The sequence below is a fragment of the Aeromonas sp. R7-1 genome, from assembly GCF_040908115.1.
GTDB lineage: Bacteria > Pseudomonadota > Gammaproteobacteria > Enterobacterales > Aeromonadaceae > Aeromonas > Aeromonas caviae.
The window spans coordinates 31,511-44,683 of record NZ_JBFODD010000058.1 but is presented as its reverse complement, the minus strand read 5'-3'; the positions used below and the strand labels follow the sequence as shown (position 1 = coordinate 44,683).

The window sequence follows — 13,173 nt, the reverse complement described above, 5'->3', positions numbered from 1 at the left end:
TCAGCGACCGTGTGCCGGCAAGTCCCCGGACCAGCCATGGGGCCCCGGCTTGGCGGCCTCCAGTTGCACCAGGCTGATGGCCCGCTCCCAGAATCCCCCTTCACAGTAGGCGAAATAGAAGTGCCAGAGCCGGATGAAATCCTGGCTGTAACCGAGCTTGGGCAGCTCTGGGGCCAGCGCCAGGAAGCGTTCGCACCAGTGGGCCAGGGTACGGGCATAGTGGTGGCCGTGATCGTGCAGCCGTACCAGCTGCATGTCGGTCTCCCGCGCCAGCAGACCCGCCATCTGGGAGACGCAGGGCAGGCAGCCTCCCGGGAAGATGTAGCGCTGGATGAAGTCCACCCCGCGCAGATACTGGGCGTGACGCTGATCGGCGATGGTGATGGCCTGGATCAGCAGGCGTCCGCCGGGCTTGAGCAGGCGCGACAACTGGCGGAAATAGTCGGGCAGGAAGGCGTGCCCCACCGCCTCGATCATCTCGATGGAGACCAGCTTGTCATAGCGTCCCTCCAGCTTGCGGTAATCCTCCAGCAGCAAGGTGATGCGATCCCCCAGCCCCTCCCGCTCGATCCACGCCTTGGCATAGTCGTGCTGGGCCCGGGAGATGGTGGTGGTGGTGACCCGGCAGCCGTAGTGACGGGCCGCATAGACGGCAAGACCGCCCCAGCCGGTGCCTATCTCCAGCAGGTGATCATGGGGACCAAGCTCAAGCCGCTCACAGATGGTGCGCAGCTTGGCCTGCTGCCCCTCCTCCAGGGTGGCATCCGGGTGGGGATAGATGGCGCTCGAATACTGCATGTGATCGTCGAGAAAGCCCTGATAGAGGGTGTTGCCAAGGTCATAGTGGGCGGCGATGTTGGCGCGCGAACCGGTCAGGGTATTGCGATTGAACCAGTGGCGCACCTTGTTGAACGGGAAGCTGAGCCAGCCGAGGCGCCGTTCCAGGGCGTCGAGCAGCGGCAGATTGCGGGCCAGCAGGCGCACCAGTGCCACCGGCTCCGGGCTGGTCCAGAGACCCTCCACCCAGGTCTCTCCTGCGGCGATGCTGCCCCCCAGCAGCAGGCGGCGATAAAACGCCGGATCCTGCACCACCAGCTCGGCATGCAGGTCGCTGCCCGCCTTGCCGAAACGGTGGCACTCGCTGCCGTCGTGGAGCACCAGCTGGCCCTGCTCAAGGCGCGCCAGCAATTTGAGCAGCAGTTGCTTGGCCCCCTTGTCGATAAAAGAGGCAGAGAGGGTTGATTGAGCAAGTTCCATTAGCGGCTCTCCGAATGGGTCAAGAGTGGGGTCGTTCGGTTGGGATGAACCCGCGCCATGGGCTGCTGACAACACCAGGAAGCGGAATTAAACGGGTGTGTCAGCGTCACGGGCGGCTCTCCGGATGGGTGAAGACGGGGGTGCGTTTGATAAAAAGGCGCAGGGCCTGCCAGTAGATCCCGAGCAGCACCTTCAGGGTCATCCAGGGCCAGCGAGCCAGCAGCGCCGCCAGCCCGCTGCGGCACCAGGGCGCGCGGCGCAGGGCCAGGGTGGCGTCAAACAGCTTGTTCTCACCGGATACGGGGTGGCTCTCGATATGGATCAGCGCCTCCTCTTTCGGTGCCCGGATGCGCCAGTGGTAGCGCATCCCCAGTCCCATGAAGGGGGAGACATGAAAATCCTTGTCATGGGGGGAGAGCGCCGCCAGATCCAGCAGGTAGTAGTGGCGCTCGTTCCAGGGGGTATTGGAGACCTCCGCCAGCAGGTAGCGGGTCTCCCCCGCCCGATCGCAGAAGTAGAAATTGACCGGGCTGAAATAAAACCCGAGGCAGCGCACGTTGCCAAGGAGCAGCACCCGCCCGCCGGGCTCCGCATCCCCCCCAAGGGCCGCCACCTTGTCCCAGACTGCCTGCTTGAGGGGCCCTTCGCTGCCCCGCAGATAGTCCTCGCGGCGAAACGAGAGCAGTCCGGCCCGCTCCACGGCAAACCAGCGCCCCTGCTCAAGCCCGGGCAGTTCGTCCAGATCCAGCCCCAGCATGAAGAGGCTGTATGAAAAAGCGTGGGCCCTGGGGGCGAAGCGGCGATGGCGCACCGAGCCTTGCCAGATGGCGCTGATCCCCTCCCCCATTCCCTCGTCCCCTTGCGTCAAGGCCGCGGCGCCGCTCATAGCTCGGCCCCGAAGCGTCTGGCCACGTCCAGGGCGCTGCGCACCCCGTCCTCGTGAAAACCGTTGTACCAATAGGCCCCGCAGAAGTGGGTGCGCTGATGGCCACAGATCTCGCCCCGTCGCTGCTGGGCGGCGATGGAGCCCTGATTGAATACCGGATGATGATAGACGAAACGGCACAACACCTTGCTCTCGTCCACCCGTCCACGGGGATTGAGGCTGACGCAGAAGGGCGCTGGGGAGCTCACCCCCTGCAGGATGTTCATGTTGTAGCTCACCAGGGGGCGCGCCCCGTCATCCTCACCGAGCTGGTAGTTCCAGCTCGCCCACGCCTTGCGGCGCATCGGCAGGCAGGAGGCGTCGGTGTGCAGCCAGACGTCGTTGGCCTGATAGGGCATGTTCCCGAGGATGGCCCTCTCTGCGTCGCTCGCATCCGCCAGCAGGGCCAGGGCCTGATCGCTGTGACAGGCGAAGATCACCTCGTCAAAATGGGCCTCCTGCCCCTGGCTGGTGACCACGACGCCATCCGCCACCCGGCGCACCGCCTCTACCGGGGTAGCGAGGCGGATGCGCGACTGCCAGCCCGCCGTGAGCGGCCCTATGTACTCTCGCGAGCCACCCGGGATCACATACCACTGGGGCCGGTTCGCCACCTCCAGCAGCCCGTGGTTGGCGAAAAACCGCAGGAAGAAGCTCAAGGGGAAGGCACGCATGTCCGCCAGGGTGGAGGACCAGATGGCCGCTCCCATGGGCAGGATGTAGTGGCGGGCGAAATAGTCGCTGAATTTCCCCGCCAGCAGGAAGTCCCCCAGGGTCAGCTCGGGGGTCAGCTCCCGCTGGCGATGCGCGGCCAGCCAGGCCCGCGCCTCCCGGTTGAAGCGCAGTATCTCGGCGACGAAGCGATAGAAGCGCGGGCTCAGCAGATTGCGGCGCCGGGCGAACAGGGTATCGAGGTTGTGGCCGTTGTACTCCATCCCCTCGGGACTCTTGACCGAGAAGCTCATCTCGGCGGGTTGGCGCCCCACCCCGATGCGCTCCAGCAATTTGAGGAAGTTGGGATAGGTACGGTCATTGAAGACGATGAAGCCGGTGTCGATGGCATAGTGGCGCCCAGCCTGTTCCACCTCCACGGTGGCGGTGTGGCCTCCCAGGGTCGGCGCCGCCTCGAACAGGGTGATGTCATGCAGCTTGTGGAGCAGAAAACCGGCGGTGAGACCGGAGATACCGGAGCCGACGATGGCGATCTTTTTCTTCATGAAGGGCGTCCTTTCGAAACGAGTGTGCGGCCAAGGCGCAGCCAGAGCCCCGTCGGCAGAGCGCCGAGCAGGCGCAGCAGCCAGATGAAGCGACGGGGAAAGTGGATCTGATGGCGACCGACGGCAAGCCCCGTCATGATGGCGCGGGAAGCCTCTTCCACCGTCACCAGACAGGGCATGGGAAAATCATTCTTGTCGGTGAGCGGCGTCTGCACGAAGCCCGGGCGGATCAGGGTCACCCCGATGCCCTTGCTGGCCAGATCCAGGCGCAGCGTATTCGCCAGATAATCGAGGGCCGCCTTGGAGGCGCCATAGGCCTCCGCCCGTGGCAGGGGCAGCCAGCTCACCGAGGAGCTGACGATGGCAAGCCGTCCACCCGCCCCCAGCCGCGGCAGCAAGGCGGCCAGGGCGTTGCCGGTGGCGATGAGGTTGGTCTCGATGACCCGGGCAAACAGGGCGCCGTCAAAGCCTTCTGCCGGATCCATGTATTCACAGTTGCCCGCATTGAGAATGAGCAGGTCGAGGACGGGCAGGCTTGCGGCCACCCCGGCCATGGCGGCACTGTCTCGCGCATCGAATCGCAAAGGGGTGATCCCCAGGTCGGCCAGTGCCTGCAAGCGCACCTCGTCCCGGCCACAACCCCACACCTGCCAGCCGGCGCGCCGATAATCCAACGCCAGCTGGCGGCCGATGCCCGAGGTGGCCCCGGTGATCAGCACCCGGCCGCTCATGTCCCCAGCCTCCCCTTGATGGCCCGTACCACGGGCCCCAGCAGCGGCAACTGCTCGTAGAGCATGGCCCCGAGATCGAAGTAGTCCCGGTGCAGGCACACCTTGCCCCAGGAGTCGAACGTCAGCCGGGTGGCCCCCTCCACCCTGACGGCCCGGCCACCGGCAATCCTGGGGTGGGAGAAGGTCATGACCCAGGCGAGCCAGGCTTCGTTGCCCGACTGCTGCTGACTCGTTATCTCGAAACTGCACTGGGCAAGGCGCTCATAAAGGGAGGAAAAGTAACGGGTGAGCGCGGCCAGCCCCTCTATCCGGTGCGCAGGATCGATGAAGATCACCTCATCGGCATAGACCTCCGGCAAGCGGTGCAACTGATGCTTGTCCAGTTGCAGGTAGAGGATGACAAAGCGGGCCAGCGCGTCATTCATGCTAGTTTTTCTCCAGTTCGCGGAACATCTCGATGGCCCTCACCCGTGCAACGGCATGATCCACCATGGGGGCCGGATAATCCTGCCGCCCCTTGAGCCGCAACCAGTCGTGGGGCTCGTGGAGATAGGCAGCAGGCACATCCGCCAGCTCAGTGACCCAGGTACGAATGAACTCCCCTTGTGGATCAAACCGTTGCCCCTGGGTGGTGGGATTGAAGACCCGGAAATAGGGCGCCGCATCGGCCCCGGTCCCCGCCGCCCACTGCCAGCCGCCATTGTTGGCCGCCAGATCCCCGTCGATGAGCCGACTCATGAAGTAGTCCTCCCCAAGCCGCCAGTGGATGTGGAGATCCTTGGTGAGGAAGCTCGCCACTATCATCCGCAGCCGGTTGTGCATCCAGCCGGTGGCGTTGAGGCAACGCATGGCCGCATCGACCACGGGGTAGCCGGTGCGCCCCTCACACCAGGCGGCGAAGGCATCCGGATCCCAGCTCCACGGCAGGGCCGCCGTCTCCGGCTTGAAGGGGCGGTTCATGGAGAGGCTCGGGATCAGCACCAGCAAGTGGCGGTAGAACTCGCGCCAGATGAGCTCGTTGAGCCAGACGAAACCGGGTTGAGCCTTCGACTGGGGCCGGTAGCCGAGACGCTGCTGCAGCGCCCCCACGCACTGGCGGGCACTGATGATGCCCGCCGCCAGATAGGGGGAGAGCACGGAGGTGCCCGCCAGCGCCGGAAAGTCCCGGGTCTCGCCGTAATCGAGCACCGCCTGATCCAGAAAAGCATGCAATCGGCGGCTCGCCTCGGCCTCCCCCACCGGCCAGCGGGTGTCCGGCGTCAGATCCCCCAGCCCGTCGTCCACCCACTCCCGCTCGGCCAGGGGCAGCCACGGCAACGGCTCGCCGCGTGGTGCGGGGGCACGGTGAATGACGAAGCCATCCTCCTCGAGAGCCTTGAGCCAGGCGCGGCTGAAGGGGGTGAAGACCTTGAACATCTCCCCCGACCCGGTCAGCACCCGACCGGGCGGCAGCACGCAGCAGCCGTTGAACCAGTGGCTGGTCAGGCCCTGCTCCCCCAGCGCGGCGCTGACGGTGTGGTCGCGGCGCAGCTCGTCGATCTCGATGGCCTGGTTGGCGTAGAGCTGGCTCACCCCGAGCTCCCGGCAGAGCGCCGTCAGCGCCGTCGGCACCTCGGCAAAGGTCTCGACCCGCAGCAGATGAAGCGGAATGCCGAGGGCCGCCAGCTCGCGGCCCATGGCATCCACCTGTGCCAACATGAAGCGCTGGCGGACCGGGGCCAGCTTGTGCTGCTGCCACTGGGTCGGCGAGACGATGAAGAGTGCGGCGACCGGTTCATCTCCGGCGCAGGCGTGGCGCAGGGCCGGGTTGTCGGCCAGACGCAGATCGTTGCGAAACCAGACCAGCCTCATGACGGTGTTCTCCCGCCCTTGCCCTTCGCCTTGGCAGTGCGGGGCGTCGCACTGACCTCTGCCAGGGTGGCGTGCCAGTTGCGGGCACGCCGCCACGGCTCATCGTAGAGGCGTCCCAGCTCGCCAAAGAAGCGGGTACCCGCAGGCCATTCGGCGGCCTGGTCCTGCTTGCCGAGCCCGGCCCCCAGCAGGATCAGCCAGGGGGGTGTGGCGCGCCCCTCCAGCAGGGTGGCATGGCGGGGCTCCACCGCCCCCAGCAGTTGCACCTCATATCCCTGACCGATGAGCTCATACGCAGCCCAGACCAGATCCAGCGGCCCCACCTGCCCCCAGCTTGCCAGGGTGACGGGGACGCCCTTCTCCTGCTCGATGAGGTGGCGGGCGAAGCGGGTATGCAGCCAGCCGAGCCACACCTGTTGCAGCAGCTCGCCATCGGGGCGCTCGCGCCACAGCCCCAGCAGCCGCTCCACCAGGGGCTGCAGCACCCGGCTGCGCACCAGCTCGAAGGGGTAGCTCGCCAGCAGATCGCCAAGCTCGGCCTCCGCCTTGCGCTGGTTGAAGGCGAGCAGCGCCTGGCTGAACTGCTCCAGGGTCTGCTGCCAGTGATCGCTCACTGGCGCACTCTGGGGCTCGCTCAGCAGCCCCTTCACCTGACCTATGCTCACCCCCCGCTCCAGCCAGCTCAGGATCTCGCCTATCTGGCGGATATCCTGCTCGCTGTAGAGGCGATGGCCCTTCTCGGTTCGGGCCGGTTGCACCAGCCCGTAGCGGCGCTGCCAGGCGCGCAGGGTGACGGCGTTGACGCCGGTGAGACGGGAGACCTCGCGAATGGGGTAGACGCCCTCGTCGGGGAGAGGCGCGGCTGCTTGTGATTCATCAGACATGAGAGAGTCCATCAGACGTTGGGAAGAGGCCCCGGTCATCCGCCGGGGCCTGCACAGGGGGTTCAGAGCCCGTAACGCAGCTTGAGCGTGTCGGGATCAAGGTCGAGGTAGGCCTGATCGGCCAAATCCAGCCACACCTTCACAGCCCGTAACGCAATTTCAGCGTGTCGGGATGGGGATTGAGGTACACCTGCTCGGCGAGATAGGGGTTCGGGTACTCGCGCAGGTAGTGGCGGATCAGGGTAAGGGGCACCAGCAACGGGAAGACTCCGGTGCGGTACTTGTCGATGGTGTCGCACAGCTCCTGCTTCTGGGCCGGGGTCAGCACCCGCTTGAAGTAGCCCTGCAGGTGCATCAGCACATTGGTGTGGCTGCGGCGGCTGGCGCGAAGAGTCAGCGCCGCCATCAACCCCTGGATGTAGCTGTCGGCCACCTCCTGCAAGTTGGCCTTGCCAAGGTTGGCGAGCAGGCGCCCCAGCGCCCGGTAGTGGGTGGTGGCGTGGGAGAGCACCAGGTACTTGTAGCGTGAATGGAAGCGGATCAGGGCTGAGGCGGTGATCCCCCGGGCGCAAAGCTGCTGCCAGTCGTGGTAGGCGAAGACCCGCAGGACGAAGTTCTCCCGCAGGATGGGGTCGCACAGGCGGCCATCTTCCTCCACCGGCAGCAGGGGGTTGGCTTCCATCAGCGCCTTGGCGAAGAGGCCGACCCCCTCCTTGGCACTCCCCTCGTTGTTGGCGCCATAGATGCGCACCCGCTCCATGCCGCAGCTGGGGGACTTGGCGCAGAGGATGTAGCCGGAGAGGAAGTCGAGCTGGCGTGCCTTCTGCTCGCTGAAGGCAATCAGCTTGTCGGTGACGTCGAAGCTGCCGTTGCTTGCCTCGGCCCGCACCTCGCCCTGGCGCTTCACCAGCCGGATGGCGGCGCGGGGTGCGCCCAGGCCAATGGCCATCTCGGGGCAGACGGGGTGATAGTCGAAATGGGCGCCCAGATCCCGTTCGCAGAAACTGGATCGTTTGTGGCCCCCGTCGAAGCGCACTTCCTGGCCGAGCAGACAGGCACTGATACCGACCTTTATCTTGTACATGATGAAGCCCCTTGTATAAGCCTTGAGTAAGTTATAGCAGTTATACAAAAGATTGGAAGCTGTATAACTATTGCCAACTGATACGGCCAGGGGGCGGCGGGCGGATCAGCCCCCATAAAAAAAACCCATGACCGAAGTCATGGGTAAAGGTGAAGACCCTGCAGGAAGGATGATCAGAAGCTGTATTTCACACCCAGGCTGGAGATGGAGCCTTTTTGCAGATCCCAGTTGCGATAGGTGTAGTCGGCGGTGAGGGCCAGGTTCTGGGTCAGCTTGTAGGCCGCCCCCGCCTTGAAGTCGTGCATGTCGTCGGTCATGTTGGCGTAGCGATAGCCGGTGGAGAGCTCGACGGCGCCGATGTCGTAGCGCAGGCCCACTTCTCCGTAGAGGCTGCCGCTCTTCTTGCGGGCCAGGGTATCCCAACCGGAATGGTTCACGTCGGAGGCCAGCTCCCGTTCCAGGCTGTAGCCCATCAGGCCGGTTTCACCGTAGAGGTTCAGGCCGGTGCTGAGGGGGGTGTAGACACCCATCCCCAGGCTGGAGATGGCCATGCTGTCGTTGCCGCTGCTGCGGGAGGTGTATTCGCTGCCGATCCGGCCATAAACATTGCTGGTGAAGCTCTTGGAGAGATCCAGGCTCAGGCCGCCGAAGTCGCGGTTCTCCCCATCCTTGCCACCGATGTAGTCAGACTTGGTGTGGGCCCAGGTAGCAGAGCCCTTGGCATAGCTGAAGGCATCTTGCGCCAGGACGGAGGTGGAAGAGAGACCGGCCAGAACCAGAACAGACAGTGCGATCTTTTGCATTTTGTTGACTCCATGGGTTGAGTTAGGCGGACCTAACTGGAATGGAGCCATTGTGACGGGCAAAGGGGGCAACGCCGAGGAGCAAGCTGTTGCCAAACCATGTCAGATGTAAGCGGATATTGCTGGCGGTTACCGGTGCAACACTCTGCGGGGGAGCGAGGGCTCCCCCGCCGTCATCCTAGCGGAACTCCACCTCGTCGATCTGCACCCGCACCAGCGGCTTGCCGGTGAGGCCGGCGGGTCGTGCCAGCTCGATGGCCCGGGAGGCGCGTGCCTCCCCCTTGCGCAGGTAGGAGTCAGGCAGGCGGTTCTCCCCGACCCAGAAGCGCACGGGCTCGGTCGAAAGCTGCACCCCGTCGGCGCTGAACAGGGTCAGGCTGCCGTTGACGCGCACCACGTTGCGACTGCCGGTGTTGCTCACCACGAACTGCAGGCTGAGGGGATCGTCCCCCGCCACCTGGTCCAGCTTCACCGTGATGCCGTCCCGGGTCGCCTGGGAGAGCAAGTCGGGATGGGCCATGGCCTGCTCGGTCAGCACCGGGGCCGCGACACTCGCCGTCACTGCCTGACCGGCTACCGTGGCTGCCGGCTTGACCAGCAGGTATTCCCAGGTGAAATCGTCATTGAGTTGCACCTGGCGACCATCCGGCAAGGTGATCTGGTGCAGGGGAGCCGCCTCGGCCAGCAGAGGGCACAGACAGAGGGCGACCAGCAGTCGGGAGAGGGGTTTCATGGGCAGGCACTCGATAAAGGATGCGAAGGGGGCAGTATAAAGAGTCGTGCCCTCCTTGCCTATGACCCCCCTCACGTTACGCCCCGGCTCAGATGACCAGGGGGTGGGGATCCTCCAGCGTGGCCAGATCCAGGGTCACCAGATCGAACTGGGCACTCCTGAGGGCCTTCTGGATGGTGGGCTGCATGTCGAACACCAGGGCCCGCAGCCGTTCGGGCACCCGGATCCTCGCAAGGGTGGTGACCCTGTCACCCAGGGTATGGAAGAAGACCTGGGCGCCCCCCAGCCCCATGTCCACCAGCATCTGCTCGGCCATGTCGACCATCCGCAGGTGCCGCCTGTCCAGGGAAGTCATATCGACAAACCGCCGGCTCAGGCAGGCCTCCCCCACGTCTCCCCAGAGCGCCAGTTGCCGCTGGTGAAAGCCGTAGCGAAAATCCCGGTTGGTCATCCCCTGCTCGGCAAAGATCCAGAGGGTGTTGGCGGGCAGGCTGTGGAATCGGCGCAGGTACTCCCGCTTCTCCTCCACCGAGGCCGACATCAGCAGCGGCGGGCCCTCTTCATGTTCGAGCTGCTGGCAGAGGTAGCGCACCGGGTCGGTCACCTCGGCGAGGTGGCCCAGGTGGGCGCTGAAGATCATCTCGTCGGTCTTGAGCACCTGATGGGGGATGCCGTAGTGCCGGCAGTAGCGCTGTGCCCTGGCCACCGACTGGCGGCTGAGGGTGGGGTTGTCCAGGGTGATGGCGCGAAATCGCACCCCGCTGGCCCGGCACAGATCCATGCTGTAGCAGGATTCCAGTCGGCCGGAGAAGGAGACAAGCAGTTTGCTGTAACCGGCCAGGGTGTTGATGAGCCTCTGTTCCCTGGCTTGAAAGGTCTGATCGTATCCCCGATTCAGCGCAACGACATTGGCATCCATAACAACAACTCCGGATGATGAACTGGATACCATTTTGCCCGCCACAAGCTGAATATACACTTAAAGAGTACGGGTAAAATTGTACATTATTTGCTCCAAATCAACGCTTCCCCCACTTTTTTCGCTGCGAAGCGAAACTGGCTCCCCTCAGGCAGGCAGCAGCCCCTGAGCGATCAGATGCGCCCGGCACCGGGTCGGATCGGTGAAGATCAGCCCCCGCAGACCGAGCGCCTCGGCCGCCGCCACGTTGGCCGGGCTGTCGTCGATATAGAGGCACTCCCCAGCCTTGAGGTCGAACGACACCAGCAGATAGCGGTAGATGTCGGGCTCGGGTTTGAGCATCCGCACCCGGGCCGACACCACCTTGCCGCTGAAGAAGCGCCAGAAGGACTGATGCTGCTCCAGCCAGTCGATGCTGGCGTGCCCCATGTTGGAGAGGGCATAGAGGGTGTGGCCTGCACCGTGCAGTTCTTCGATGAGCGCCACCATGTCGGGATCCGGCACAAGGGAGGGCGGCACCGCCTGCAAGATGGCCAGATTCTCCGCCATCGACAGGCCAGTGCGCCCCTGCGCCTGACGGGCCATGGTGTGCAGGGAGAGGGTCCCCCTGTCCACCTCCAGCCAGTCCGGGTGGTTGAACAGCTGCTCCGCGATCGCAGTCGCCCCCTCGGGTCCGCGCACCCCACTCACTATGGCCACCGGATCCCAGCGCACCACCACCCTGCCCAGATCGAAGATCACCGCCATCGTCTCGTCCCCTCTATGTGTTGTTGCCACGGATGTGGTCACGGCGGTTGCCATAAACAGGGACCAGAACGACACTCACTCTCCCCCGGCAACCCGAGCCACCACCCTGCCCCGTTCAACGCCCCCGGGCAAGTTTTACTTGCATCGCACCGCCAAATCCCTTAATGGTTATGGCGTTACATTCAGGACACGCCCATGAACACACCATTCTTCTTTGTTTTCTCGTTTACCCGGCCCACATGAGGGAAGGCCCGTCGTCACGTGAACCATTCGCGTAAACAGAAACCAAAGACGAATCGAGCCTCCCCAGCGGAGGCTTTTTTTTGCACCACACACCACAGAATCACTGGATAGGGAACCACCATGGCAACGCTCGACGAGATCAGACACGACATCACCCAGTTGGATCAGGAGCTGCTCGCCCTGCTGGCCAAACGCAAGACCCTCAGCATCGAGGTCGCCCGCGCCAAGCAGGCCAATCCCCGTCCCATCCGTGACCACCAGCGCGAACAGGACTTGCTGGTCGCCCTGATCCAGAAAGGGCGCGCCCTCGGACTGGATGCCCAGTACATCACCCGCATCTACCACACCATCATCGAAGACTCCGTGCTCTCCCAGCAGGCCTACCTGCAGAGCCTGCTCAATCCCCAGCAGCAGGAGCCCATGACCAGCGTCGCCTACCTGGGACCGCGCGGCTCCTACTCGAGCCTGGCCGCCCGCAAGTACCTGGCCCGCTACAAGGATCAGGTGATCGAGGTGAACTGCCAGAACTTCCGCGAGGTGCTGGACACCGTGGAGTCGGGCCGCGCCGCCTTCGGGGTGCTGCCCATCGAGAACACCAGCTCGGGCTCCATCAACGAGGTGTACGACGTGATGCAGCACACCACCCTCTCCATCGTGGGTGAGCTCACCTATCCCATCGAGCACTGCATCCTCACCGCCGTGCCCACTGAGATCGAACGCATCAAGACCTTCTACGCCCATCCCCAGGTGTTCCAGCAGTGCTCCCATTACCTCAGCAAGCTGGAAGGGGCGCGCCACGAGATCTGCGACTCCTCCTCCAGCGCCATGATGAAGGTCAAGGAGCTGGCAAGCCCGGAAGCGGCGGCCATCGGCAGCGCCGCCGGCGGCGAGCTCTATGGCCTGGACGTGCTGGCCGAGCAGCTTGCCAACCAGAAGGAGAACTACAGCCGCTTCATCGTGGTGGCGCGCAAGCCCATCGACGTGGCGCCCCAGATCCCGGCCAAGACCACCCTCATCATGTCCACCTCCCAGAAGCCGGGCTCCCTGGTGGAGGCGCTGCTGGTACTGCGCAGCCACGAGATCAACATGACCAAGCTCGAATCCCGTCCGGTGCAGGGTAACCCCTGGGAGGAGATGTTCTACCTGGATGTCTCCGCCAACCTGCAGACCCCGGCCATGCAGGCCGCCCTGCTGGAGCTGACCAAGATCACCCGCTACATCAAGGTGCTGGGCTGCTACCCGAGCGAAGACGTCAAGCCGACCGCCGTGCCGCCCGTCTTGATGGGAAGCTGATGGGAAGCGGATCCCGCCCCTGCCACACAAAGGCGAGCCCCGGCTCGCCTTTGTGCTCTCTGCTCCCTCCCCGTGAGACGCGGCCCAGTCCCGCCCTTCCCTTCCGGCGTTAAACCGCCCTCCACCGCCTTCCTCGTGGACCCGGGATCCTGGCGCTGCTGTCTTTCCACTCACCATCAGGCCATCTTCCTCCCGTTGCGGCCCCCTTTTGCCGCCTGCCGGGCCTTTCTATCGTTTGAATTTATTTAACGACATGGTAGCATCGTTAGATTTCCCTAAACAAAAAAGGCCGCCATTCCGGCGCCCGGGCACCTCTTGTTCGGCCTCAGCCCCCTTTTTCCTCGCCACAGGCCGGATCCCGCCCGGCCCATCAACTCCGTTTCTCCTGCCGAAGACCAGCTCCCCCCCAAGACGCCATCCCCGTTTATCCTCCCCAGGCCCTATCCCGTCCAAGACGCCAACCCCGTTTATCCTCCCCAGGCCCTA

The 13,173-nt window shown here is 64.5% G+C and carries 13 protein-coding genes and 1 other annotated feature; of the genes, 1 reads left to right on the top strand and 12 read right to left on the bottom strand.

Annotated elements, in window-relative coordinates:
- The 12 genes from AB5Y51_RS17360 to AB5Y51_RS17305 form a co-directional block, all read right to left on the bottom strand.
- Entirely contained in the window at positions 1-1,257 is a 1,257-nt protein-coding gene (locus tag AB5Y51_RS17360; protein WP_113978854.1) for a cyclopropane-fatty-acyl-phospholipid synthase family protein, read from the bottom strand.
- Between the two features lie 106 nt (positions 1,258-1,363).
- The gene (locus tag AB5Y51_RS17355) at positions 1,364-2,143 is read right to left on the bottom strand and encodes a DUF1365 domain-containing protein (RefSeq protein WP_324051616.1); all 780 of its coding nucleotides are present in this window, start codon (positions 2,141-2,143) and stop codon (positions 1,364-1,366) included.
- Complete coding sequence (locus tag AB5Y51_RS17350) at positions 2,140-3,399, bottom strand: NAD(P)/FAD-dependent oxidoreductase (protein ID WP_368178809.1); 1,260 nt, start codon at positions 3,397-3,399, stop codon at positions 2,140-2,142. The genes AB5Y51_RS17355 and AB5Y51_RS17350 overlap by 4 nt, the downstream gene beginning before the upstream one ends.
- Positions 3,396-4,130 (bottom strand): SDR family NAD(P)-dependent oxidoreductase, encoded by a 735-nt coding sequence (locus AB5Y51_RS17345; RefSeq protein WP_202042112.1) that lies wholly within the window; start codon positions 4,128-4,130, stop codon positions 3,396-3,398. The genes AB5Y51_RS17350 and AB5Y51_RS17345 overlap by 4 nt, the downstream gene beginning before the upstream one ends.
- Entirely contained in the window at positions 4,127-4,555 is a 429-nt protein-coding gene (locus tag AB5Y51_RS17340) for a nuclear transport factor 2 family protein (RefSeq protein WP_039041377.1), read from the bottom strand. Before AB5Y51_RS17340 ends, AB5Y51_RS17345 begins: the two co-directional genes overlap by 4 nt.
- 1 nt (position 4,556) lies before the next feature.
- A complete protein-coding gene (gene phrB / locus AB5Y51_RS17335) occupies positions 4,557-5,981 on the bottom strand; it encodes a deoxyribodipyrimidine photo-lyase (RefSeq protein WP_323931532.1) in 1,425 nt (474 codons plus the stop codon).
- Positions 5,978-6,865, bottom strand: a complete 888-nt coding sequence (locus AB5Y51_RS17330; protein ID WP_042864296.1) for a MerR family transcriptional regulator — start codon at positions 6,863-6,865, stop codon at positions 5,978-5,980. Before AB5Y51_RS17330 ends, phrB begins: the two co-directional genes overlap by 4 nt.
- 139 nt (positions 6,866-7,004) lie before the next feature.
- The gene (locus AB5Y51_RS17325) at positions 7,005-7,949 is read right to left on the bottom strand and encodes a YbgA family protein (protein ID WP_368178806.1); all 945 of its coding nucleotides are present in this window, start codon (positions 7,947-7,949) and stop codon (positions 7,005-7,007) included.
- Between the two features lie 173 nt (positions 7,950-8,122).
- Positions 8,123-8,752: an outer membrane beta-barrel protein gene (locus AB5Y51_RS17320; protein WP_039041374.1), complete on the bottom strand. Its 630-nt coding sequence runs from the start codon at positions 8,750-8,752 to the stop codon at positions 8,123-8,125.
- Positions 8,753-8,930: 178 nt separating this feature from the next.
- The gene (locus AB5Y51_RS17315; RefSeq protein WP_042864298.1) at positions 8,931-9,485 is read right to left on the bottom strand and encodes a DUF3157 family protein; all 555 of its coding nucleotides are present in this window, start codon (positions 9,483-9,485) and stop codon (positions 8,931-8,933) included.
- An 88-nt stretch (positions 9,486-9,573) separates the two neighbouring features.
- Entirely contained in the window at positions 9,574-10,437 is an 864-nt protein-coding gene (locus AB5Y51_RS17310; protein ID WP_368178804.1) for a hypothetical protein, read from the bottom strand.
- Between the two features lie 114 nt (positions 10,438-10,551).
- Positions 10,552-11,151: an HAD family hydrolase gene (locus tag AB5Y51_RS17305; RefSeq protein ID WP_368178825.1), complete on the bottom strand. Its 600-nt coding sequence runs from the start codon at positions 11,149-11,151 to the stop codon at positions 10,552-10,554.
- 191 nt (positions 11,152-11,342) lie between these two features.
- Positions 11,343-11,476, top strand: a sequence feature (Phe leader region).
- A 38-nt stretch (positions 11,477-11,514) separates the two neighbouring features.
- Between AB5Y51_RS17305 and pheA the strand changes: the two genes are divergently transcribed.
- Positions 11,515-12,687 (top strand): prephenate dehydratase, encoded by a 1,173-nt coding sequence (gene pheA / locus AB5Y51_RS17300; RefSeq protein ID WP_010673312.1) that lies wholly within the window; start codon positions 11,515-11,517, stop codon positions 12,685-12,687.
- Positions 12,688-13,173 lie beyond the last annotated feature (486 nt).

What these genes read in the sequence shown, in the direction of transcription:
- AB5Y51_RS17360 (WP_113978854.1), bottom strand. Translation starts at nt 1,257, where the DNA reads ATGGAACTTGCTCAATCAACCCTCTCTGCCTCTTTTATCGACAAGGGG.
- AB5Y51_RS17355 (WP_324051616.1), bottom strand. Translation starts at nt 2,143, where the DNA reads ATGAGCGGCGCCGCGGCCTTGACGCAAGGGGACGAGGGAATGGGGGAG.
- AB5Y51_RS17350 (WP_368178809.1), bottom strand. Translation starts at nt 3,399, where the DNA reads ATGAAGAAAAAGATCGCCATCGTCGGCTCCGGTATCTCCGGTCTCACC.
- AB5Y51_RS17345 (WP_202042112.1), bottom strand. Translation starts at nt 4,130, where the DNA reads ATGAGCGGCCGGGTGCTGATCACCGGGGCCACCTCGGGCATCGGCCGC.
- AB5Y51_RS17340 (WP_039041377.1), bottom strand. Translation starts at nt 4,555, where the DNA reads ATGAATGACGCGCTGGCCCGCTTTGTCATCCTCTACCTGCAACTGGAC.
- phrB (WP_323931532.1), bottom strand. Translation starts at nt 5,981, where the DNA reads ATGAGGCTGGTCTGGTTTCGCAACGATCTGCGTCTGGCCGACAACCCG.
- AB5Y51_RS17330 (WP_042864296.1), bottom strand. Translation starts at nt 6,865, where the DNA reads ATGTCTGATGAATCACAAGCAGCCGCGCCTCTCCCCGACGAGGGCGTC.
- AB5Y51_RS17325 (WP_368178806.1), bottom strand. Translation starts at nt 7,949, where the DNA reads ATGTACAAGATAAAGGTCGGTATCAGTGCCTGTCTGCTCGGCCAGGAA.
- AB5Y51_RS17320 (WP_039041374.1), bottom strand. Translation starts at nt 8,752, where the DNA reads ATGCAAAAGATCGCACTGTCTGTTCTGGTTCTGGCCGGTCTCTCTTCC.
- AB5Y51_RS17315 (WP_042864298.1), bottom strand. Translation starts at nt 9,485, where the DNA reads ATGAAACCCCTCTCCCGACTGCTGGTCGCCCTCTGTCTGTGCCCTCTG.
- AB5Y51_RS17310 (WP_368178804.1), bottom strand. Translation starts at nt 10,437, where the DNA reads ATGGTATCCAGTTCATCATCCGGAGTTGTTGTTATGGATGCCAATGTC.
- AB5Y51_RS17305 (WP_368178825.1), bottom strand. Translation starts at nt 11,151, where the DNA reads ATGGCGGTGATCTTCGATCTGGGCAGGGTGGTGGTGCGCTGGGATCCG.
- pheA (WP_010673312.1), top strand. Translation starts at nt 11,515, where the DNA reads ATGGCAACGCTCGACGAGATCAGACACGACATCACCCAGTTGGATCAG.